19 protein-coding genes and 1 tRNA gene are annotated in these 21220 nt (G+C 64.0%); 14 read left to right on the top strand and 6 right to left on the bottom strand.

Annotated elements, in window-relative coordinates:
• Nucleotides 1-50: 50 nt before the first annotated feature.
• The 4 genes from C722_RS0113915 to C722_RS0113930 all read left to right on the top strand — a co-directional run bounded on the left by C722_RS0113915 (nucleotide 51) and on the right by C722_RS0113930 (nucleotide 4597).
• Nucleotides 51-1148: an NAD(P)/FAD-dependent oxidoreductase gene (locus C722_RS0113915; RefSeq protein WP_157225833.1), complete on the top strand. Its 1098-nt coding sequence runs from the start codon at nucleotides 51-53 to the stop codon at nucleotides 1146-1148.
• A gap of 125 nt (nucleotides 1149-1273) precedes the next feature.
• Nucleotides 1274-2245 (top strand): DUF523 and DUF1722 domain-containing protein, encoded by a 972-nt coding sequence (locus C722_RS0113920; protein ID WP_017641077.1) that lies wholly within the window; start codon nucleotides 1274-1276, stop codon nucleotides 2243-2245.
• 10 nt (nucleotides 2246-2255) lie between these two features.
• Nucleotides 2256-3179 (top strand): MerR family transcriptional regulator, encoded by a 924-nt coding sequence (locus C722_RS0113925; protein ID WP_051226154.1) that lies wholly within the window; start codon nucleotides 2256-2258, stop codon nucleotides 3177-3179.
• The gene (locus C722_RS0113930) at nucleotides 3176-4597 is read left to right on the top strand and encodes a deoxyribodipyrimidine photo-lyase (RefSeq protein WP_017641079.1); all 1422 of its coding nucleotides are present in this window, start codon (nucleotides 3176-3178) and stop codon (nucleotides 4595-4597) included. Before C722_RS0113925 ends, C722_RS0113930 begins: the two co-directional genes overlap by 4 nt.
• Nucleotides 4598-4625: 28 nt before the next feature.
• Here the strand turns inward: C722_RS0113930 and C722_RS0113935 are convergent, their stop codons facing one another.
• From C722_RS0113935 to hemA, 6 genes are all read right to left on the bottom strand, one after another.
• Nucleotides 4626-5153, bottom strand: a complete 528-nt coding sequence (locus C722_RS0113935) for an acyloxyacyl hydrolase (protein ID WP_017641080.1) — start codon at nucleotides 5151-5153, stop codon at nucleotides 4626-4628.
• A gap of 152 nt (nucleotides 5154-5305) precedes the next feature.
• Complete coding sequence (murI, locus tag C722_RS0113940) at nucleotides 5306-6097, bottom strand: glutamate racemase (protein ID WP_017641081.1); 792 nt, start codon at nucleotides 6095-6097, stop codon at nucleotides 5306-5308.
• Nucleotides 6090-6845 carry a molybdopterin-synthase adenylyltransferase MoeB gene (locus tag C722_RS0113945; RefSeq protein ID WP_017641082.1) on the bottom strand — a complete coding sequence of 252 codons (756 nt, stop codon included), beginning with the start codon at nucleotides 6843-6845 and terminating at the stop codon, nucleotides 6090-6092. The genes murI and C722_RS0113945 overlap by 8 nt, the downstream gene beginning before the upstream one ends.
• On the bottom strand, nucleotides 6839-7669 hold the full coding sequence (prmC, locus tag C722_RS0113950; protein WP_017641083.1) for a peptide chain release factor N(5)-glutamine methyltransferase: 831 nt from the start codon (nucleotides 7667-7669) through the stop codon (nucleotides 6839-6841). Before prmC ends, C722_RS0113945 begins: the two co-directional genes overlap by 7 nt.
• 3 nt (nucleotides 7670-7672) lie before the next feature.
• Nucleotides 7673-8755, bottom strand: a complete 1083-nt coding sequence (gene prfA / locus C722_RS0113955) for a peptide chain release factor 1 (protein ID WP_017641084.1) — start codon at nucleotides 8753-8755, stop codon at nucleotides 7673-7675.
• A complete protein-coding gene (gene hemA, locus C722_RS0113960; RefSeq protein ID WP_017641085.1) occupies nucleotides 8752-10020 on the bottom strand; it encodes a glutamyl-tRNA reductase in 1269 nt (422 codons plus the stop codon). The genes prfA and hemA overlap by 4 nt, the downstream gene beginning before the upstream one ends.
• Before the next feature lie 244 nt (nucleotides 10021-10264).
• Here hemA and C722_RS0113965 point away from each other — a divergent pair, with 244 nt between their 5' ends.
• The 10 genes from C722_RS0113965 to C722_RS25820 all read left to right on the top strand — a co-directional run bounded on the left by C722_RS0113965 (nucleotide 10265) and on the right by C722_RS25820 (nucleotide 21220).
• The gene (locus C722_RS0113965) at nucleotides 10265-11989 is read left to right on the top strand and encodes a tetratricopeptide repeat protein (RefSeq protein WP_017641086.1); all 1725 of its coding nucleotides are present in this window, start codon (nucleotides 10265-10267) and stop codon (nucleotides 11987-11989) included.
• Nucleotides 11986-12606, top strand: coding sequence for a lipoprotein insertase outer membrane protein LolB (gene lolB, locus C722_RS0113970; protein WP_017641087.1), 621 nt, complete (start codon nucleotides 11986-11988; stop codon nucleotides 12604-12606). The genes C722_RS0113965 and lolB overlap by 4 nt, the downstream gene beginning before the upstream one ends.
• Entirely contained in the window at nucleotides 12603-13463 is an 861-nt protein-coding gene (gene ispE / locus C722_RS25815; protein ID WP_081594587.1) for a 4-(cytidine 5'-diphospho)-2-C-methyl-D-erythritol kinase, read from the top strand. Before lolB ends, ispE begins: the two co-directional genes overlap by 4 nt.
• Nucleotides 13464-13488: 25 nt before the next feature.
• Nucleotides 13489-13563, top strand: a tRNA-Gln gene (locus C722_RS0113980).
• A 41-nt stretch (nucleotides 13564-13604) separates the two neighbouring features.
• On the top strand, nucleotides 13605-14546 hold the full coding sequence (locus C722_RS0113985) for a ribose-phosphate pyrophosphokinase (RefSeq protein ID WP_017641089.1): 942 nt from the start codon (nucleotides 13605-13607) through the stop codon (nucleotides 14544-14546).
• Between the two features lie 122 nt (nucleotides 14547-14668).
• Nucleotides 14669-15292, top strand: coding sequence for a 50S ribosomal protein L25/general stress protein Ctc (locus C722_RS0113990; RefSeq protein ID WP_017641090.1), 624 nt, complete (start codon nucleotides 14669-14671; stop codon nucleotides 15290-15292).
• A gap of 34 nt (nucleotides 15293-15326) precedes the next feature.
• Nucleotides 15327-15911, top strand: a complete 585-nt coding sequence (gene pth / locus C722_RS0113995; RefSeq protein WP_017641091.1) for an aminoacyl-tRNA hydrolase — start codon at nucleotides 15327-15329, stop codon at nucleotides 15909-15911.
• 42 nt (nucleotides 15912-15953) lie between these two features.
• A complete protein-coding gene (gene ychF, locus C722_RS0114000) occupies nucleotides 15954-17054 on the top strand; it encodes a redox-regulated ATPase YchF (protein ID WP_017641092.1) in 1101 nt (366 codons plus the stop codon).
• Between the two features lie 340 nt (nucleotides 17055-17394).
• The gene (locus tag C722_RS0114005; RefSeq protein WP_017641093.1) at nucleotides 17395-19890 is read left to right on the top strand and encodes a class I SAM-dependent DNA methyltransferase; all 2496 of its coding nucleotides are present in this window, start codon (nucleotides 17395-17397) and stop codon (nucleotides 19888-19890) included.
• Nucleotides 19883-21220 carry a restriction endonuclease subunit S gene (locus C722_RS25820; RefSeq protein WP_081594588.1) on the top strand — a complete coding sequence of 446 codons (1338 nt, stop codon included), beginning with the start codon at nucleotides 19883-19885 and terminating at the stop codon, nucleotides 21218-21220. Before C722_RS0114005 ends, C722_RS25820 begins: the two co-directional genes overlap by 8 nt.

A 21220-nucleotide genomic window follows, 5' to 3' on the forward strand; every position in this document is an offset into this window, starting at 1 on the left:
TCGTATTGCCCTGCCGCCCGGATGCATCTGAACGAAGGGAAGAGGATTGTTTGGTATGGTCGTGGGTCGAAAGATCCAGAACGGTTGCCAGTCGTAGCCGTAGAGCCCTTGCACGCGCAAACGTTCGACAAGGGCGAATCGTCAGACAAGCGAGGTCCATCATGACTGCCCCCATCGCCATCGTTGGCGCAGGAATAGCCGGACTTGCCGCAGCCCAGACGCTGATTCGCGCCGGGCAGCAGGTCCAGATCTTCGACAAGAGCCGCGGCAGCGGCGGCCGCATGGCCAGCAAGAGAAGTGAAGCCGGGGCCCTGGACCTGGGCGCCCAGTATTTCACCGCTCGCGATCGCCGCTTCATCGACGCCCTCAACGAATGGCGGCGGGCCGGTTGCGCGGCCGAATGGAATCCGGTGCTCTACCAGTATCGCGACGGGCGCCTGAGTCCGTCCCAAGACGAGCAGCCACGCTGGGTCGGGGTACCGCGCATGAGCGCCATCACCCGCCATCTGTTGGGCGACCTGCCGGTCACCTTCGACTGCCGTATCACCGAGGTCTTTCGCGGGGCCCAGCACTGGCACCTGCTGGACGCCAGCGGCGAGACCCACGGGCCTTTCGCCCAAGTCGTCATCGCCATGCCGGCGCCTCAGGCCACGGCGCTGCTCTCCAGCGTGCCCAAGCTGGCGGCCACCGTGGCCGGCGTCAGCATGGAGCCGACCTGGTCGGTGGCCCTGGCCTTCGCCACGCCCCTGCAAACCCCGGTGGAAGGCTGCTTCGTGCAGGACAGCGAACTGGACTGGCTGGCGCGCAATCGCTGCAAGCCCGAACGCGACACCACCCTGGACACCTGGGTACTGCACGCCACCAGCGCCTGGAGCAAGGCGCATCTCGACGCCTCCAAGGAAGAGGTGATCGAACGCCTGCATGGCGCCTTCGCCGAGTTGATCGGTTGCCCGCTGCCGGCGCCGAGCTTTACCCTGGCCTATCGCTGGCTCTATGCGCGACCTGCGCAACCCCACCAATGGGGCGCCTTGGCCGATCCCGACATGGGCGTCTTCGTCTGTGGCGACTGGTGCTCCAGCGGACGCGTGGAAGGTGCCTGGTTGAGTGGTCATGAGGCCGCGCAGCAGCTCCTGGATAGTCTGGACTAAGCGACGAAGCGCATACCGTCTGTAACCTGAGACGAATCTTTTGCCGAAGCCCCCTGTCGAAAGTTTCACCAAACTTGTACAAAATAGAAATCCTTGTACAAGAAAATACACGACAGGGGATCTCCATGCTTGCCAACGCCTCTTCCAGCCTGCCCCGTCCACGCCTCGGCATCAGTGCCTGCCTGCTGGGTGACGAAGTCCGCTACAACGGTGGACATAAGGAATCCCGGCTCTGCAGCCAGACCTTCGCCGAGCATTTCGATTTCGTCCGGGTCTGCCCGGAGATGGCCATCGGCCTCGGTACGCCGCGCGAACCCATCCGCCTGGTGGGCGATTCCCGGGCGCCGCGTGCCGTCGGCACCTTGAATCCCAGCCTGGACGTGACCGCCGCCCTGACCGCCTACGGGGAAAAGATGGCGGGCGAGCTCGCCGACCTATCCGGCTTCATCTTCATGCAGAAGTCGCCCTCTTGCGGCATGGAAAGGGTCAAGGTTTATCACGCCAATGGCCAAGGCAGTGAAACCGACGGCCGCGGTCTGTTCGCCGCCGCCATCATGCGTCTACGCCCGGACCTGCCGGTCGAAGAGGCCGGTCGGCTGAACGATGCGGTACTGCGGGAAAACTTCGTCACCCGGGTTTTCGCCCATGCCCATTGGCAGCAACTGCTGCAACAGGGTCTGACGGCGCGGGCGCTGCTGTCCTATCATTCGCGCTACAAGTACCAGCTCATGGCCCACGATGCCCATCGTGCACGGGCCCTTGGGCAGTTGGTCGGCAGCATCGGTCAGCGCAATCTGGACGAGCTGGGTCAGGAGTATTTCAGTGGCCTGATGGCTGCACTGAAAAAGTGCGCTACCCGTGGTACTCACTGCAATGTGCTCTATCATCTCTTCGGTTATCTGCGCCGGGTCCTGAGCGACAGCGAGAAGCAGGAAATGCAGCAGCTGATCGAGCAGTACCACGAGGGCATCGTCCCCCTGGTCGTGCCCCTGACGCTGCTCAAGCACCACTTCCGCCAGCATCCGGATCGTTATGTGAACGAGCAGGCCTATCTCCAACCGCACCCCGAACGTCTGAGTCTGCGAAATGCCATCTAGCGTCATTCCCTTGCCCTCACCGTCGAATGGCGAGGAGCAGGATTATCAGTCCGCCTTGCACGAAGGCTGGCTGCCCATCCGGGAAATCGCCCGGCGTACCGGCGTCAACGCCGTGACCCTGAGGGCCTGGGAGCGGCGTTACGGCCTGCTGGTCCCCAAGCGCACCCCCAAGGGACACCGGCTGTACAGCGAGGCCCATGTGGTTCGGGTGCAGCAGATCCTCGCCTGGATCGCCCGCGGTGTGGCGGTCAGCCAGGTCAAGGGCCTGCTCGACGACCAACGACCGGCAGCGGTGCCCAGCGATACGCCCTGGCAGGGCATCCACCAAGAGATGATGGACGCCATTGGCCGGCTCGCCTCGCGTGTTCTCGATGAGGCCTACAACCGCGCCGCCTCCCTCTATCCGCCGCGGGTGCTGCTGGATCAGTTGCTGTGGCCGTTGCTGCGGGAACTGGAGCGACTCAGCCAGGCCACCGACGACGGTCGCCTGCAACAGGTGTTTTTCCAGTCCTGGCTGCGCAGCAAGCTGGGCGCGCGGATCTACCACAGTCAGCACAGCCTGCGCGGTGCGCCGCTGGTACTGCTCAATCTCGACGAGACGCCGATGAATGTCTCGCTGTGGCTCTGCGCCTGGCTGATCAGCGCCACGGACTGTCCCGTCGAAGTGGTGGAATGGTCGATTCCCGCGGCTAATCTCGATCGCCTGGTCGAGCAGCTCGACCCGCGGGCGCTGGTTCTCTGCCGCGACAGCCGGCCCGACATCGAGCTGCGTCGCCAGCTGCAGACCTTTGCCAATCGCCATGCACGCCCCTGCCTGACCCTGGGTGCCCTGGGCGAATCCCTCACCGCCGACGCCGCCCCGGCGCGCAGTCCAGGCGAGGCTTTCGATCGCCTGCAGAGTGCCGGACTCCTGCGTCAGGATCGGCATGCATGAGTCAGCTCGTCTGGTTTCGTACCGACCTGCGCACCTTAGATCACCCCGCTCTCCACGCCGCCGCCGAGCAGGGGTCGGTGGTGGCCGTGTTCCTGCTGAGTCCTGCCCAGTGGCAGGCGCACGACGAGGCCGCGGTCAAGGTCGACTTCTGGCTGCGCAATCTCGCCGCCCTGGGCAAGACGCTCAGGTCCCTCGGCATTCCCTTGCTGATCCGCAGTGCCGAGCGCTGGGCGCAGGCACCCCAGGTGTTGCTCGACCTGGCCAGGGAACTGGGCATCGAACACCTGCACTTCAACGACGAATACGGCGTCAACGAAGCCGCCCGCGATGACGCCGTGGCAGAGGCCTTCGATGCGGCAGGGCTGGCCGCCCATCGCTATCTGGACCAGACGCTGTTCGCGCCGGGAACGGTACTGACCAAGAGCGGGGGTTATTTCAAGGTCTTCGGCCAATTCAAGAAGACCTGCCTGGCGCGCCTGGAAACCGGTCTGCCAGCGCCCCTGCCTGCCCCCGGCAAGCAGCGGAAGGGCCCGCTCCAGGCCGACGAGTCGCCCAGCTCGGTCGAGGGCTTCGTCACCCCCTCGCTCGAGGTGCAACGGCTGTGGCCGGCCGGCGAAGAGGCGGCGCTGCAGCGCTTGGAAGCCTTCATCCAGGAGGATCTGGGCGATTATCATCAGGCGCGGGACATCCCCTCAGAACCCGGTACCAGCCAATTGTCGGCCTATCTCAATGCGGGAGTGCTGACGCCGCGGCAGTGCCTGCAGGCAGCGGTTCGGGCCAACGATGGCCTGCTCAGCGGCGGTATGCAGGGCGCGGCCACCTGGATCACCGAGTTGCTCTGGCGCGAATTCTATCGCCACGTGCTGGTGGGCTATCCCTGGGTATCGCGGCACCAGCCGTTCAACCGGGAGCTGACCGCCCTGCCCTGGCGCGACGACCCCGAGGGCCTGGCGGCCTGGCAACAGGGGCGCACCGGCATCCCCCTCATCGATGCCGCCATGCGCCAGCTCTTGCAGACCGGCTGGATGCACAACCGCATGCGCATGCTGACCGCCATGTTCCTCTGCAAGAACCTGCTGATCGACTGGCGCGAAGGCGAGCGCTGGTTCATGCAGCATCTCATCGATGGCGACCTGGCTTCCAACAACGGTGGCTGGCAGTGGAGCGCCTCCACCGGTACCGACTCGGTGCCCTATTTCCGGGTGTTCAATCCCCACACCCAGGCGCTCAAGATCGATGCCCGCGGCGACTATGTGCGCACCTGGGTACCGGAACTGGCCGAGCTCAAGGGCAAGGCCGTGCACACCCCGGGGGGCCGTTACCTCACCCCCCTGGTGGACCTTGGCGAAAGTCGCCAGCGGGCGCTGGCCACCTACCGCGGCATGGCGCGCAAGACGGACACGAAAAAGCCGGACTAGATCCGGCTTTTTTCATATCAGCCCTGGATCAGAGGGTGTGGCTGTAGAACAGCGCATAGGACTCGATGCCATCGTTGGGCTGCTTGATGCCGGCGTTGGAATAGTGGGTCGCACGGATGCCGACGCGCTGGGTGTCGCCGATCTTCAGGCCCAGGCCGATACGGTCTTCGAAGTTGAACGCCGAACCCAGGTCCTGCTCGCCAACCTTGGTGCTGGAGAAGACCGCGACGCCGATACCGGCTTCGACGAAGGGCTTCACATGACCCTGGCCGAATTCGTAGACGAATACCGGGGCGAAGGACAACGAATGCTGATCGGAAGAGCGCCCGTTGTCGCCTTCCCAATAGGTGTAGCCCGCATCCCAGTAACCGGTCAGGCGGCCGGTAGAGCTCTGCCACCAGCTCTTGTCCCAATTCCAACCGGCACCGATGCGATAGGTCATGCCGCTCTGGCTGGTGGCTCCGACTGCCCCGGTGATTTCCACAGCCTGTGCCGACGCCATGCCACCCAGCGAAAGCGCGGCGGCCACTGCAAGGGAAAGCAATTTGTTGTTCATGAAAGTGCCCTTATGGATGTTTCTAGTTTTTACGAACTGCCAGCATTGACCATCAAGACGTGAAGGTGTTCACAGCCTTGGACATTTTTACCTACAGGGTCGGATGCTAGTCGCTGGACGACCGTTTGGCGAGCGAAACCCGGGCAGAAAAGTCAGACGAACGCCTTTACCTCGGCCCCTGCCGGCCAGAGCTGCGGCAGCACCGCGCCTAGCTCGGTGGGTGGGCCAGAGGTCCAGATGCGTGTTGGGCCGGCCGGCCCGCTGGCCAGGCGTCCAGCCACCGCCAGCAGACTTTGCAAGCGCCGCGCCACGGCGGCGCCGGTATCCACCAGGATGACTTCCGGCGGCACCAGCTCGGCCAGCAGGGGCCGCAGGAAGGGATAATGGGTGCAGCCCAGGATCAGGGTGTCGCACTCCGCCGCCAACAGCGGTTCGAGAAAGCCCTGCAGCAGACGCCGGGTCTCGGGGCCTTGCAGGTCGCCGCGCTCGACCTGCTCCACCAGCCCCGGGCAGGGCTGGGTCAGCACCTGGACGCCCAGGGCGAAGCGGTCCAGCAGGGCGGCGAACTTGGCGCTCTGCAGGGTACCGGTGGTGGCCAGCACCCCGACCCGGCCATTGCGGGTAGCCGCGGCCGCCGGCTTAACCGCCGGCTCCATGCCGACGATGGGCCACTGGGGATAGCGTTCGCGCAGATCAGCGACCGCCGCCACGGTGGCGGTGTTACAGGCCACCACCAGGGCCTTGGCACCCTGGGCATGCAGCCGCGCCGCGATCAGCTGGCAGCGCTCGCGGATGAAGGCAGGGGTCTTTTCGCCATAGGGGATATGCCCGCAGTCGGCGACGTAATGCAGGGTTTCCGCCGGCAACAGCTGCCGTATCTCGGCCAGCACCGACAAGCCGCCGACGCCCGAGTCGAAGACCCCGATCGGCGCCTCGTCAGCCATGGCGGGCGCCGCACACCGGGCAACCCGGATCGCGCTTGACCCGCAATTCACGGAAGCGGCTGCCTGCCGCATCCACCAGCAGCAGCCGACCCACCAGCGGCTCGCCGAAACCGGCCAGGAGCTTGAGCGCTTCCAGCGCCTGCAGACTGCCCACCAGGCCCACCACCGGACCCAGCACCCCGGCTTCGCTGCAACTGAGTTCGGCCTCGCTGCCCTCGCCATAGAGGCAGTGGTAGCAGGGACTGTCGGCGCGGCGCGGGTCGAAGACGCTGAGCTGGCCCTCCAGGCGAATGGCGGCGCCACTCACCAGCGGCCGCCCCTGGGCCACGCAGGCGGCATTCACCGCCGCCCGGGTGGTGAAGTTGTCCGAGCAGTCCAGCACCAGATCCACCGCGGCGACGCGCGCCGCCAGACTGTCGGCGTCCAGCGCCTCGCGCCACGGCACCAGGCGTACCTCAGGATTGAGCGTTGCCAGGCGTTGCAGGGCGGAATCCACCTTGCCCTGGCCGATGCGACTCTCGTCGTGCAGCACCTGGCGCTGCAGATTGCTCAGGTCGACCCGGTCGAAATCGGCCAGGTGCAATTCGCCGACGCCGGCCGCGGCCAGATAGAGCGCCACCGGCGAACCCAGCCCACCGAGGCCGACGATGAGCACCTTGGCGTCCTTCAGCCGCAGCTGGCCGGCGATATCCACCTGGGCCAGCAGGATCTGCCGGCTGTAGCGCAGCAGTTCGCCGTCGCTCAGCATGGCCAGCGGCCTCCACTGATACGCGCGTGACCGCCCAGGTCCTGGCGACTCTCGACCTCGGCGAAACCCTGGCGGACCAGCAGTTCGCGCACCGCGGCGGCCTGGTCGAAGCCGTGTTCCAGCCACAGCCAGCCCCCCGGCTGCAGGTGCGCGGGCGCCGCCCCGATCAGCTCGCGGATGTCGTCCAGGCCATCGGCCCCGGCCACCAGGGCGCTGCGTGGCTCGAAGCGCACATCGCCCTCGTCGAGATGGCGATCGCTGCCGGCGATATAGGGGGGATTGCTGACGATCAGCTCGAAGCGCTGCCCGGCGAGGGCGGCGAACCAGTGACTGGGCTGAAAGGTGACGTTGCCCAGGCGCAGGCGCTGGGCATTGCGCTGGGCCAGCGCCACCGCCGCCGGGATGCGATCCACGCCGCTGACCTGCCAGCGTGGCCGTTCATGGGCCAGGGCCAGGGCGATGGCGCCGGTACCCGTGCCCAGATCCAGTACCCGCACCTCGTCGGCCAGCGGCAGCGCCAGGGCGGTTTCCACCAGCACCTCGGTGTCGGGCCGCGGGATCAGGGTGTCGGCGCTCACTTCCAGGTCCAGCGACCAGAAGCCTTGCTGCCCAAGAATGTAGGCCACCGGCTCGCCCTGCCGGCGCCGCTCGAGATCGGCCTGGAAACGTGCCAGGGCCTCGCGTGGCACCAGTTTTTCCGGCCAGGTGCGCAGGTAGCTGCGCGGCTTGTCCAGAGCGGCGGCCAGCAGCAGTTCCACGTCGAGACGAGCGCTGGGCGAATCCGGCAACTGGCTTTCGCGCAACAGGGCGCCGATGGTGGCCATGCTTCAGTCTCCCAGCGCTGCCAGCTGGTCAGCCTGGTATTCCTGCAGCAGCGGGTCGATGATCTGCTGGACGTCACCGTTGACCACCTCGCCCAGGGAATAGAGGGTCAGGTTGATGCGGTGATCGGTCACCCGGCCCTGGGGAAAGTTGTAGGTGCGGATGCGCTCGGAGCGATCACCCGAACCCACCAGCAGCCGGCGGGTGTCGGACATTTCCTTGTGCGCCGCCGCATCCTGCTGGTCGTTGAGCTTGGCCGACAGCCAGGCCATGGCCTTGGCGCGGTTCTTGTGCTGGGAGCGCTCTTCCTGGCACTCCACCACGATGCCGGTGGGCAGGTGGGTGATGCGCACCGCGGAGTCGGTTTTGTTGACGTGCTGACCGCCCGCGCCCGAGGAGCGATAGGTGTCGACGCGCAGATCGGCCGGATTGATCTCGATGGCCTGCTGCTCGTCAGGCTCGGGCAGCACCGCCACGGTGCAGGCCGAGGTATGGATGCGGCCCTGGGACTCGGTCTCCGGGACCCGCTGCACCCGGTGCGCACCGGATTCGAACTTGAGCTTGGCGTAGACGTTGTCGCCCTCGACCCGGGCGATGACTTCCTTGAAGCCGCCGTGCTCGCCTTCGTTCTCCGAGAGCACCTCTAGGCGCCAGCCCTGGCGCTCGGCGTAGCGCGAGTACATGCGGAACAGGTCACCGGCGAAGATCGCCGCCTCGTCGCCACCGGTACCGGCGCGGATTTCCAGGAAGACGTTGCGGCCGTCGTTGGGATCGCGCGGCAGCATCATGCGCTGCAGCTCGTCTTCCAGCTCCTGCAACCGCGCCTTGGCGCTGGCGACCTCTTCCTCGGCCATCTCGCGCAGATCCGGATCGCTGTCCTTGAGCAGCGCCTGGGCGCCCTCCAGGTCGGCCTGCACCTTGCGGTATTCGGTGAACGCCTGGCTGACCGGCTCGAGCTCGGCGTATTCCTTGGAATAGGCGCGGAACTGGGTCTGGTCGCTGATGACTTCGGCGTCGCCCAACAGCGCGGTCAGCTCCTCGAAGCGGTCCTGCAGACCGTCGAGCTTGTGCAACAGAGAGGTCTTCATGTCTTGTCCAAACCCTCGTCGAGGGCGAAGAGTTCCTGAGCCAGGGTCAGCGCATCGATGCGCCCCTCGGCGGATAGTTTCTTGAGCTGTACGCTCGGTGCGTGCATCAGCTTGTTGGTGAGGCTGCGCGCCAGGGCGGCCAGGGCTTCCTGGGGATCAGCGCCATTGGCCAGCTGGCGCTGGGCGCGAGCCAGTTCGTCGTCGCGGATCTGCTCGCCCTGCTGGCGATAGGCGCGGACCACATCCACCGCAGCGCGCTCGCGCAGCCGCTGCATGAAGTCCTCGACCCCGGCCAGCACCAGCTTTTCGGCGGCCTGGGCGGCGCCCTGGCGACTCTTGAGGTTTTCCGCCACCACCTCGTGCAGGTCGTCCACTGTATAGAGGTAGACGTCTTCCAGCTCGCTCACCTCCGGTTCGATGTCGCGCGGCACGGCGATATCGACCATGAAGATGGGCTTGTGCCGGCGCTGCTTGAGCGCCCGCTCCACCGCGCCCTTGCCGAGGATGGGCAACTGGCTGGCGGTGGAACTGATGACGATGTCGCTGTTGACCAGCTCGTCGGGAATGTCGGCCAACAGCACGGTATGGGCGCCGAATTCTTCCGCCAGGTGACTGGCGCGCTCCAGGGTGCGGTTGGCGACGACGATGCGCCGCACGCCCTGCTCATGGAGATGGCGGGCGACCAGGGTGATGGTCTCGCCGGCGCCGATCAGCAGCGCCTGGCTGCGGCTGAGGTCGCTGAAGATCTGCTTGGCCAGGCTGACCGCGGCAAAGGCCACGGATACCGGGTTCTCGCCGATCGCCGTGTCGGTGCGCACCGCCTTGGCGGTATTGAAGGTGGCCTGGAACAGCCGGCCCAGCAGCGGACCGACGGTGCCGGCCTCACGCGCCACGGCATAGGCCGACTTGAGCTGGCCGAGGATCTGCGGCTCGCCCAGCACCATGGAATCCAGCCCCGCGGCCACCCGCATCATGTGGCGGACCGCGGCCTCGTCCTGGTGCAGATAGATGCTGGCGCGCAGGTCTTCCAGGGGTACCCGGTGGTACTGGGCGAGCCAGGCCAGCACGGCTTCCGCCAGGCTGGGCTCCAGCTCCAGGTAGAGTTCGCTGCGATTGCAGGTGGACAGAATCGCCGCTTCGCGACTGTGGGTGGCCTGCTCCAGCTGGCGCAGGGCCTCGACCGTCTGCTCCGGAGTGAAAGCCACGCGTTCGCGCACCTCAACCGAGGCGGTCTTGTGATTGATGCCGAGCGCGAGAAAGGCCATGGACGCAAGCAGTCGAACGGATTGGGAAAGCCGAACATTGTCCTACGCGCGGGCGGTGGCGACAACCAGCAGCGACGAGACGTCGGACAATCGCCGTCATAGCCTGAGCGAATGAATCTTGCCGGGCAAAAGGCGTCAACAGCCTCGACCACCGCACTTTCGGCCGGCCGCTGCGCATGCGCGACGCGGCCACGGCGACTCTTGTGGCATGATGGACCGACTGTAAAAAGGCCGCCCCGACCCTATGACCAGATACCTTGCGCTGCTGACGACCGCCCTGCTGCTCGCCGGCTGCCAAAACCTCGGCCGCCAGCCGACGCCCGCTGCCGCCATCCCGCCGCCCACCGCCAAGACCAGCACGCCGCAACCGGCCGGTTCCTTTCGCGAAGACACCCTCTATGACCTGCTGGTCGGCGAGTTGGCCGGCCAGCGCAACCGATTCGACATCGCCCTGACCAACTATGTCGAACAGGCCAAGTCGACCCAGGATCCGGGCATCGCCGAGCGCGCCTTCCGCATCGCCGAATACCTGGGCGCCGATACCCCGGCGCTGGAAACCGCACAGATCTGGGCGCGCAACGCCCCCGACAACCTGGATGCCCAGCGCGCCGCCGCCATCATGCTGGCCCGCGCCGGTCGCTATGACGAGTCCATGGCCTATATGGAGCGGGTGCTCCAGGGCCAGGGCGACACCCATTTCGACTTCCTCGCCCTATCCGCGGCGGAAACCGACGAGACCACCCGCGCCGGGCTGCTCAAGAGCTTCGATCGGCTGCTGGCCAAGTATCCGCACAACGGTCAGTTGCTGTTCGGCAAGGCCCTGCTGCTGCAACAGGACGGCCGCGCCGACGAGGCGCTGAAACTGCTGGAGCGCAATCCGGCGGCCAAGCGCGAAGTCGCGCCCCTGCTCCTGCGCGCGCGCCTGCTGCAGAGCCAGGACCGCAGCGCCGAGGCCCTGCCGCTGCTCGAAGCCGGCATCCGTCAGCATCCGGAAGACCGCCGCCTGCGCCTGGCCCATGCCCGGCTGCTGGTGGAGCTGGATCGCCTGGACCAGGCCAAGCGTGAATTCGCCGAACTGGTCACTCAGTTCCCGGACGACGATGACCTGAGATTCTCCCTGGCGCTGGTCTGCCTGGAAGCCCAGGCCTGGCGCGAAGCCCAGATCTATCTGAAAGAACTGATCGACCGCGGCAGCCACGTTGACGCCGCGCACCTCAACCTGGGCCGCAGCTACGAAGAACTCGACCAGCCCGAACAGGCGCTGGCCGAATACGCCCAGGTCGGCCCGGGCACCGACTACCTGGCCGCCCAACAGCGTCAGGCGGAAATCCTGCTCGGCAGCGGCCGCATCGCCGAGGCCCGTCAACGCCTGGCCGAGGCGCGCAAGCGCCAGAGCGAATACGCCGTGCCGCTCTATCTGCTGGAAGTCGAAGGCCTGGCCAGTGCCGACCAGACCGCCCTCGCCGACCAGACCGTGCAGCAGGCCCTGCAGCAGTATCCCAACGACCTCAACCTGCTCTATGTCCGCTCCATGCTGGCGGAAAAGCGCGGCGACCTCGGGCAGCTGGAAAGCGATCTGCGCTACATCATCGCCCACGACCCCGACAACGCCATGGCGCTCAACGCCCTCGGCTACACCCTGGCCGATCGCACGCCGCGGCTGGCCGAGGCGCGCCAGCTGATCGACAAGGCCCACCAGTTGAGCCCGGACGATCCGGCCATCCTCGACAGCATGGGCTGGATCCGCTATCGCCAGGGCCAGCTGGCCGACGCCGAACGATATCTGCGCCAGGCCTACGAACGCTTCCCCGATGCCGAAGTGGCGGCCCACCTGGGCGAGGTGCTCTGGGCCCAGGGCAAGCGCAGCGAAGCGCGCAAGGTCTGGCGCGTGGGCCTCGACGCCGACGCCGATGACGCCATCCTGCGCAGTACCCTCAAACGCCTGACTGGAAGCGAAACCCTCCGATGATCCGCGTCCGTACCCTCTTCACCCTGTTGCTGCTCGCCCTGCTGGCCGGTTGCGCCAGCACCTCTCGCCAGGAGGCCGTGGAAGGCCAGGGCAACGCCGCCCAATGGCAGGCGCATAAAAAACGTATCGCTGCCCTCGACGGCTGGCAGATCGACGGCAAGGTCGGCATCCGCGCCCCGCGCGATTCCGGCAGCGGCACCCTGTTCTGGCTGCAGCGCCAGGACTACTACGATATCCGCCTGGCCGGCCCCCTGGGCCGCGGCGCCACTCGCCTCACCGGGCGTCCGGGCGCCGTCACCCTCGACGTCTCCGGCCAGGGCAGCTATCAGGCCGATTCCCCGGAAGCCTTGTTGGAACAGCAACTCGGCTGGCGCCTGCCGGTCTCGCACCTGCTCTGGTGGGTGCGCGGCCTGCCGGCGCCGGACAGTCGCAGCCAGCTGACCCTGGACGCCGACAGCCACCTGGCGCGCCTGGTGCAGGACGGCTGGACCGTCGAATACACCCGCTACACCGAGCAGAACGGCTACACCCTGCCCGAGCGCCTCAAGCTCACCGGCAAGGACCTGGAAGTCATCCTGGTGGTGAAGACCTGGCAGCCGCGCGAGCTGGGCAAATGACCCCGGCGCCCGCCTTCACCCTGCCGGCGCCGGCCAAGCTCAATCTGTTCCTGCACATCCTTGGTCGCCGCCCGGACGGCTATCACGAACTGCAGACGCTGTTTCAGTTTCTCGACTGGGGCGATGACCTGGGCTTCGCCGGGCGCGATGACGGCGAACTACACCTGCACGATGGCCTGCCGGGCGTCGCCCCCGAACAGAATCTCATCCTGCGCGCCGCTCGCCTGCTGCAGGAAGCAAGCGGTACCCGCCAGGGCGCTGACCTCTGGCTGACCAAGCGCCTGCCCATGGGTGGCGGCATCGGTGGCGGCAGCTCGGATGCCGCCACCACCCTGCTCGGTCTGAATCATCTCTGGGGCCTGGGCGCCAGCCTCGACGACCTGGCGGCACTGGGGCTGCGCCTGGGCGCTGACGTGCCGGTATTCGTCCGCGGCCAGGCCGCCTTTGCCGAGGGCGTGGGGGAAAAGCTCACCCCCGTCGCGCCGCCGGAACCCTGGTATCTCGTGGCGGTGCCGCAAGTCTCTGTAAGTACAGCAGAAATTTTTTCAGATCCGCTGTTGACACGGGACACTCCCGCCATTAAAGTTTGCGCCGTTCTCAAGTGGTCAGGTCGAAACGACTGCCAGAGTACGGTCGAAAGGCGTTACCCAGAAATTCGTAACGCTTTGATCTTGCTAAACAAATTTGTTTCAGCTAGATTAACCGGCACTGGAGGTTGCATATTTGGAAGCTTTCCAAATAAGACCGAAGCTGATACAGTAGCTAGCCAGCTACCAGCATCACTTCCAGGCTTCGTAGCCAAAGGCAGCAACACTTCCATGTTGCACCGGGCGCTGGCAAGCCTGACCAGAGAATGAGTACAGCTAGTACTCTGCAAGATACAGGGGCGTCGCCAAGCGGTAAGGCAGCAGGTTTTGATCCTGCCATGCGTTGGTTCGAATCCAGCCGCCCCTGCCATTTTCCTTCCAAGACCCACCTCAAGCCGCAGGAACTGCAGCGTGTCCAAGATGATGGTCTTCACGGGGAACGCCAACCCCGATCTGGCACGGCGCATCGTGCGCCAGCTGCACATCCCTCTCGGTGACGTCTCCGTCGGAAAATTCTCCGATGGCGAGATCAGCGTCGAAATCAACGAGAACGTACGGGGCAAGGATGTCTTCATCATCCAGCCTACCTGCGAGCCGACCAACGACAACCTGATGGAACTGGTGGTGATGGCCGATGCCTTCCGCCGCTCCTCGGCGACTCGTATCACCGCAGTCATCCCCTATTTCGGCTATGCGCGCCAGGATCGCCGTCCGCGTTCCGCGCGGGTCGCCATCAGCGCCAAGGTCGTGGCCGACATGCTGACCGTGGTGGGCATCAATCGCGTGCTCACCGTCGACCTGCACGCCGACCAGATCCAAGGCTTCTTCGATATTCCCGTGGACAACATCTACGGCTCCCCCGCCCTGGTGGATGACATCGAAGACCAGCGTTTCGAAAATCTGATGATCGTCTCCCCGGACATCGGCGGCGTGGTGCGTGCGCGTGCCGTGGCCAAGAGCCTGGGTGTGGACCTGGCGATCATCGACAAGCGCCGGCCCAAGGCCAACCAGTCGGAAGTGATGCACATCATCGGTGACATCCAGGACCGCACCTGCGTGCTGGTCGACGACATGGTCGATACCGCCGGCACCCTGTGCCATGCGGCCAAGGCGCTGAAGGAACACGGCGCCGCCAAGGTCCTGGCCTACTGCACCCACCCGGTGCTGTCGGGTCGCGCCATAGAGAACATCGACAACTCCGTGCTGGACGAGCTGGTGGTGACCAACACCATTCCGCTGTCCGCCGCGGCTCAGGCCTGCAGCCGTATCCGCCAACTGGACATCGCGCCGGTGGTGGCCGAGGCGGTACGCCGGATCAGTAACGAAGAATCCATCAGCGCGATGTTCCGTTAAGGAACAGCCGCTCTGGAAGCGCCCCGGAAGGCCGTGACGGTCTACCGGGGCTTTTTAGTCGGTAGGGCCGTGGAACTGGTCGCAAGTCCCGGTCTGCCGATTCCTTATCCTGGAGATTCACAATGTCTGATTTCACTCTGAATGCCGAAGTGCGTTCCGACCTGGGGAAAGGTGCGAGCCGCCGCCTGCGTCGTAATGCCGGTAACGTTCCCGCCGTGATCTACGGTGGCGACAAGGCTCCGACGTCCATCACCCTGGTCGGCAAAGACCTGGCCAAGATGCTGGAAAGCGAAGCCGCCTTCGCCAGCGTCATCACCCTGAAGGTTGATGGCAGCAACGAAAGCGTGCTGGTCAAGGCCCTGCAGCGTCATCCCTCCAAGGGCTACGTCATGCACGCCGACTTCCTGCGCGTCATCGCCGGTCAGAAGCTGACCGCTCACGTGCCCCTGCACTTCATGAACCAGGAAACCTCCGTGGGCGTGAAGCAACAGGGTGGCGAGATCCTGCACACCATCAACGAAGTCGAAGTCTCCTGCCTGCCGAAAGACCTGCCGGAATTCATCGAAGTCGACATGGCCAAGGTCGAGCTGGACCAGATCGTGCACCTGAGCGACCTGAACGTCCCGGCTGGCGTCGAGCTGGTGTCCCTGGCCCACGGCAGCGATCTGCCGGTTGCCAGCATCCACCTGCCGCGCATCCGTGAAGAAGCTGCAGACGGCGCTGCCGAAGAAGGCACTGCCGAGTAAGTTCGCGCACGCCTGGAAGAGAAGGGCTCCTGACATGACTGCCGTTCAACTGATCGTCGGCCTGGGTAATCCAGGCCCCGAATACGACCAGACCCGGCATAATGCAGGGGCCCTTTTCGTTGAGCGACTGGCAGCTGCCCAAGGTGCGAGCCTGGCTGTCGAGCGCAAGTATCATGGCCTCGTGGGGCGCTTTCGCCACGCGGGCAACGAGGTTCGTCTACTCATCCCCACCACCTATATGAACCGCAGCGGCCAGGCCGTGGCGGCACTCGCCGGCTTTTTTCGCATCCCGCCGGCGGCCATTTTGGTGGCCCATGACGAACTCGACCTGCCACCCGGCACCGCCCGCCTCAAGACCGGCGGCGGCCATGGGGGGCACAACGGACTGCGCGACATCATCGCCCAGCTCGGCAATCAGAACGGTTTCCAGCGTCTACGTCTGGGCATCGGCCATCCGGGGCATGCCAGCCTGGTCTCCAACTTCGTGCTGGGTCGCGCCCCGCGCAGCGAGCAGGAGCTGCTCGACACCAGCATCGACGCCGCCCTGGAAGTGGTACCGGAGCTGCTCTCCGGCGACCTGACCCGGGCCATGCAACGCCTGCACAGCCGCAAAGCCTGACCTACCCTACCCTCTTCCTTTTCTTCCGCGAGGACACACACCATGGGATTCAATTGCGGCATCGTCGGCCTGCCCAACGTCGGCAAGTCCACCCTGTTCAATGCCCTGACCCAATCCGGTATCGCGGCGGAAAACTTCCCCTTCTGCACCATCGAGCCCAACAGCGGCATCGTGCCCATGCCCGATGCGCGGCTGAACGCCCTGGCGGAGATCGTCAAGCCCGAGCGGGTGATCCCCACCACCATGGAGTTCGTCGATATCGCCGGCCTGGTGGCGGGTGCCTCCAAGGGTGAAGGCCTGGGCAACAAGTTTCTCGCCAACATTCGCGAGACCGATGCCATCGCCCATGTGGTGCGCTGCTTCGAAGACGAGAACGTCATCCACGTGTCGAACTCGGTGGATCCCAAGCGGGACATCGAGGTGATCGACCTGGAGCTGATCTTCGCCGACCTCGACAGCTGCGAGAAGCAGCTGCAGCGCGTCACCCGCAACGCCAAGGGCGGCGACAAGGAAGCCCTGGCGCAAAAGGCCTTGTTGGAACAGCTGATTCCCCACTTCGAGGCCGGCAAGCCTGCTCGTAGCCTGATGAAGGGGCTGGACGAGGAGCAGAAGCGCCTGGTGCGCAGCTTCCACCTGCTGACCAGCAAGCCGGTGATGTACATCGCCAACGTCGCCGAAGACGGCTTCGAGAACAACCCGCACCTGGACGTGGTCCGCGCCATCGCCGAGGAAGAAGGCGCCGTGGTGGTGCCGGTGTGCAACAAGATCGAGGCGGAAATCGCCGAACTGGACGACGACGAGGAAAAGCAGATGTTCCTCGAGTCCATGGGCATGGAAGAGCCGGGCCTGAACCGGGTGATCCGCGCCGGCTACGAACTACTCAACCTGCAGACCTACTTCACCGCCGGGGTGAAGGAAGTCCGCGCCTGGACCGTCCGCGTCGGCGCCACCGCGCCCCAGTCGGCCGCGGCCATCCACACCGATTTCGAGAAGGGCTTCATCCGCGCCGAAGTGGTGGCCTATGACGACTTCATCGCCTTCAAGGGCGAGAACGGCGCCAAGGAAGCCGGCAAGTGGCGCCTGGAAGGCAAGGACTACATCGTCAAGGACGGTGATGTCATGCACTTCCGCTTCAACGTCTGATCCACTACCCGGATCTTACTGAACAAACCCTCTCAGGCATGCAGCCTGAGAGGGTTTTTCTTTTCTGACGGATGCATTAGCCATGGGTGGATTGCCAGCCGAGGCGATGCCGCTCATCAGCTCGATCATGACTGTGCCGTCAGCAGGTCGGTTACCTGGATGCCGCTGAACCAGTGGCACATCGGTCGACGAACCAGCTCCCGACTGTCGCTAGCGCCGCCCTTTGCAGTGACCTAACGGGAGCCTGGAGGCAGTCCAGCCCTCTGCTTGAGATACAATCACTGACCTTTATGTCATCACGACTGGCGCCTGCCCAAGGGTGCCCACAAGAGACTCAGCAATGCCCCTTACGCTGCAACAATTGGAACGTCACCTGTTCAAGGCCGCCGATATTCTGCGCGGTAAGATGGACGCCTCGGAGTTCAAGGAATACATCTTCGGCATGCTGTTCTTGAAGCGTTGCTCCGACGTTTTCGAGGAACGCTATGAGCAGGTCGTTGCCGCTGAGATGAATGCTGGCAAGAGCAAATCCGAGGCCTGCGCTACAGCGGAAAACCCACGTTGGTACAAGCTCCACGGCAATTTCTGGGTGCCCACGCATTCGCGGTTCTGGTATCTGCGTAACGAAGCGCACATCAACGTTGGCAGCCTGCTAAATAAGGCGCTGGGTGGTATCGAAGATAACAACACCTCCTTAAACGGGGTGCTCGATCATATCGACTTCACTCGCAAGGTCGGTCAGAGCAAGATTCCCGATCAGAAGCTGCGCCAACTCATTACCCATTTCGGTGAGGTACGGCTGCGTAATAGCGACTTCGAATTTCCCGACCTCTTGGGGGCCGCTTACGAGTACCTGATTGCGGAATTTGCCGATTCAGCTGGCAAGAAAGGCGGAGAATTTTATACGCCGCGTTCGGTGGTACGGTTGATGGTGAATCTGCTCAAGCCAACCCTCGAACACGATATCTATGACCCCTGCTGCGGTTCAGGTGGCATGTTGATTGCGGCCAAGGAATATATCGAAGAGCACGGCGAGGACGGTCGCAAGGCCAATCTGTTCGGTCAGGAGTTCAACGGTACCGTTTGGTCCATCGCACAGATGAATATGTTGCTGCACGGCATCAGCAACGCTTGGCTGGAGAACGAAGACACTCTGGCCGATCCCAGGCATATCGAAGGTGGCGAACTGCGCCGCTTCGACCGCATCCTCACTAACCCGCCGTTCTCTATCAACTGGGGTCACACCGAAAAGAACCCGGATGGCAGCCTGGCCTGGAACCCAACCTTCCGCGAGATACGTTTTCCCTTCGGCGAGGTGCCGCTGGGCTCGAAAAAGGCCGATCTAATGTTCCTCCAACACATGCTCGGCGTCACCCGCGACGAGGGCATGATCGCCACTGTATTGCCTCACGGCGTATTGTTCAGGGGTGGTGAGGAACGCGGCATTCGCGCCAGCATCATCGAGAACGATCTGCTCGAAGCGGTGATCGGCCTGCCGGCCAATCTGTTCTATGGCACAGGCATCCCGGCCTGCATTCTCATCCTGCGCCAACAAAAGCAGGATGGTGCTAATCGCATCAGTAGCAAGCCATCCGCGCGCCAGGGCAAGGTGCTATTCATCAACGCCGACCGCGAATACTTCGAGGGCCGCGCGCAGAACCATCTGCTGCCCGAACATATCGAGAAGATCAGCAACGCCTTCGACGAATTCCGCCGCATCGACGGTCTCAGCGATGTGGTGGATATCGCCACGCTGCGCGCCAATGACTACAACCTGAACATCCGCCGCTATGTGGACAATGCCCCACCGCCCGAGCCCCATGATGTGCGTGCCCACCTGCTAGGCGGCGTGCCCAAGGCTGAAGTCGAAGCGAAAGCGCCGCTGTTCGCCGCCCATGGCCTCGACCCGCATGACCTGTTCATCGCGCGCGACGCGCAGTATTTCGACTTTCGCCATGAGCTGAGCCGCGGCGCCGACCTCAAGCCGGCTATCGAAGGCAACGCCGGCCTGTTAGCCAAAGAAGCCACCCTGCGCGATACCTTCGAGACCTGGTGGCACCTGCACAGCCCACGCATCACCGCCCTGGCGGGCAAGCTGGATAACAGCGCCGCCCTGGTCGAGTTGCGCGGCGAGCTACTAAACAGTTTTAGCCAGACCCTGGAAGGCATCGGCCTGCTCGACCCCTTCCAGGTGCGGGGCATCGTGGCCGGCTTCTGGTACCAGAGCAAATACGACTTTCTCGGCTTGATGGCCCGTGGCAGCCGGGGCGTGATCGACGCCTGGCGCACCAGCATCATCACCGCCCTGGAAGACAAGGCCAGCAAGCAAAGCCCGCTGGAACACAAGCTGGTGAAATTCCTGCTCAGTGACTTCGTCACCGGGCTGGCCGAGCTGGAAGCGAAAAAGGCCGAATTGGAGAGCCAGCTCAAGGCTGCCGCCCCAACCAGGGGGGAAGATTCCGATGAAGCTGACAGCCAGGCGGATGCTGATGATGAGGAAAATCCCATCGACGAAGCCCAGCTCAAGGCCTGGAAGGCCGAGTTGGCCAAGGTGAAGAAGCAGCTCAAGACCCAGCAGGAAAACTTCGCCAGCCATCTGAACCAGGCCGTCGACGGCCTGGACGAGGCGCAGGCCGCCGAGCTGTTGCTGACCATTCTGCATGACGATATGCAGGCCATCGTCGAGCGCTATATCGCCGCCCAGCGTAAGCAGATAGTCGCCGCATTCGAGAACTGGTGGGACAAGTATCGGGTGACGCTGAACGAGATCGAGCAGAAGCGTGATGCGGCGACAAAGGAGTTGCAGGGGTTCCTGAAGGGGTTGGGTTATGTCTGAGAAACTCCAGTCCTTGGACGTTGCGATACCTGATAAAGCAGGATGGCCAAAGAAGACTCTCGATGAGCTGTGCAGCCTGATTTCCCGAGGTACAGCTCCGGTTTATGTGGAAAGCAGCAGCGTTTTGGCCATCGGTCAGCGCTGTGTCACAACATCACGCTTCGCTCCGGAGTTTGCGCGCCCGCATGCAGAACGAGCGATCCGCAATGTTCTGCGCCCGGAGTCTGGCGATGTGCTGCTGAATTCCACTGGCACCGGAACAATTGGCCGATCAGTTGTATTCGATCATGACGGGGCTTTTATTGTTGATGGGCATGTCACCGTACTTCGGCCAAAGCCTGAAGGCGCCGATGGAAGATGGCTCAATGCTCTACTGCGTACTTCTTGGGGACAGAGGCACCTTGAGCGGTTTTGCTACGCGGGTTCGACCAACCAGCTTGAGCTAAGCCGGACTCCTGTTACAGCGAGCATGCTTCCCGTGCCTTCGCTTGCAGAGCAGCACGCCATCGCCCAAGTCCTCGACACTCTCGACACCGCCATCCGCGAAACCGAAGCGCTGATCGACAAGCTCAAGGCCGTCAAGCAGGGCCTGCTGCACGACCTGCTGACCCGTGGCATCGACACCAACGGCCAACTGCGCCCGCTACAGAGCGAAGCGCCGCAGCTCTACAGAGAATCGCCGTTGGGGTGGATTCCGAGGGAATGGGAATTGCGAGAACTTGGAAAACTGGCAGAAATTTCGCGTGGGAAATTCACGCATAGACCGAGGAATGACCCTGCTTTCTTTGGTGGAGAATACCCATTCATCCAAACTGGAGATGTCGCACTAGCTCAGGGAGGCTACATATATAGCTACTCCCAAACGCTAAGTAAGCGGGGCATTTCCGTAAGCCAAGAGTTCCCGGCTGGCACTATCGCCATTACGATCGCAGCCAACATTGCAGACACCGCAATTCTGGCGTGCCCAATGTTTTTTCCAGACAGTATTGTAGGGGCTGTGGTTGCGCCAGAATACAACATCCGCTTTGTTGAACTGTCGATTCGTCGGGCAAAGAGAACCTTGGATACTCGTGCTCCTCAGAGCGCACAGAAAAACATCAACCTCCAAGACCTGCGCCCACTCTTGCTGGCAGTGCCAGGCAGGATCGAGCAAGATGCCATTGCGGCACGTTATGACGCCATTCAGGCACAGCTGGAGGCGGAACAGATCGCTGTGAACAAGCTGTGCCAGAAAAAATTCGGCCTAATGGACGACCTACTCACCGGCCGCGTCTGCGTCACCCCACTGCTGGAATCCATACAACAAGCCGCAACTCCTACGGGAGCCTGA

This window comes from Pseudomonas sp. 313 (assembly GCF_000316965.1).
Lineage (GTDB): Bacteria > Pseudomonadota > Gammaproteobacteria > Pseudomonadales > Pseudomonadaceae > Chryseomonas > Chryseomonas benzopyrenica.

What these genes read in the sequence shown, in the direction of transcription:
- C722_RS0113920 (WP_017641077.1), top strand. Translation starts at nt 1,274, where the DNA reads ATGCTTGCCAACGCCTCTTCCAGCCTGCCCCGTCCACGCCTCGGCATC.
- C722_RS0113930 (WP_017641079.1), top strand. Translation starts at nt 3,176, where the DNA reads ATGAGTCAGCTCGTCTGGTTTCGTACCGACCTGCGCACCTTAGATCAC.
- C722_RS0113935 (WP_017641080.1), bottom strand. Translation starts at nt 5,153, where the DNA reads ATGAACAACAAATTGCTTTCCCTTGCAGTGGCCGCCGCGCTTTCGCTG.
- murI (WP_017641081.1), bottom strand. Translation starts at nt 6,097, where the DNA reads ATGGCTGACGAGGCGCCGATCGGGGTCTTCGACTCGGGCGTCGGCGGC.
- C722_RS0113945 (WP_017641082.1), bottom strand. Translation starts at nt 6,845, where the DNA reads ATGCTGAGCGACGGCGAACTGCTGCGCTACAGCCGGCAGATCCTGCTG.
- prmC (WP_017641083.1), bottom strand. Translation starts at nt 7,669, where the DNA reads ATGGCCACCATCGGCGCCCTGTTGCGCGAAAGCCAGTTGCCGGATTCG.
- prfA (WP_017641084.1), bottom strand. Translation starts at nt 8,755, where the DNA reads ATGAAGACCTCTCTGTTGCACAAGCTCGACGGTCTGCAGGACCGCTTC.
- hemA (WP_017641085.1), bottom strand. Translation starts at nt 10,020, where the DNA reads ATGGCCTTTCTCGCGCTCGGCATCAATCACAAGACCGCCTCGGTTGAG.
- C722_RS0113965 (WP_017641086.1), top strand. Translation starts at nt 10,265, where the DNA reads ATGACCAGATACCTTGCGCTGCTGACGACCGCCCTGCTGCTCGCCGGC.
- lolB (WP_017641087.1), top strand. Translation starts at nt 11,986, where the DNA reads ATGATCCGCGTCCGTACCCTCTTCACCCTGTTGCTGCTCGCCCTGCTG.
- ispE (WP_081594587.1), top strand. Translation starts at nt 12,603, where the DNA reads ATGACCCCGGCGCCCGCCTTCACCCTGCCGGCGCCGGCCAAGCTCAAT.
- C722_RS0113990 (WP_017641090.1), top strand. Translation starts at nt 14,669, where the DNA reads ATGTCTGATTTCACTCTGAATGCCGAAGTGCGTTCCGACCTGGGGAAA.
- pth (WP_017641091.1), top strand. Translation starts at nt 15,327, where the DNA reads ATGACTGCCGTTCAACTGATCGTCGGCCTGGGTAATCCAGGCCCCGAA.
- ychF (WP_017641092.1), top strand. Translation starts at nt 15,954, where the DNA reads ATGGGATTCAATTGCGGCATCGTCGGCCTGCCCAACGTCGGCAAGTCC.
- C722_RS0114005 (WP_017641093.1), top strand. Translation starts at nt 17,395, where the DNA reads ATGCCCCTTACGCTGCAACAATTGGAACGTCACCTGTTCAAGGCCGCC.
- C722_RS25820 (WP_081594588.1), top strand. Translation starts at nt 19,883, where the DNA reads ATGTCTGAGAAACTCCAGTCCTTGGACGTTGCGATACCTGATAAAGCA.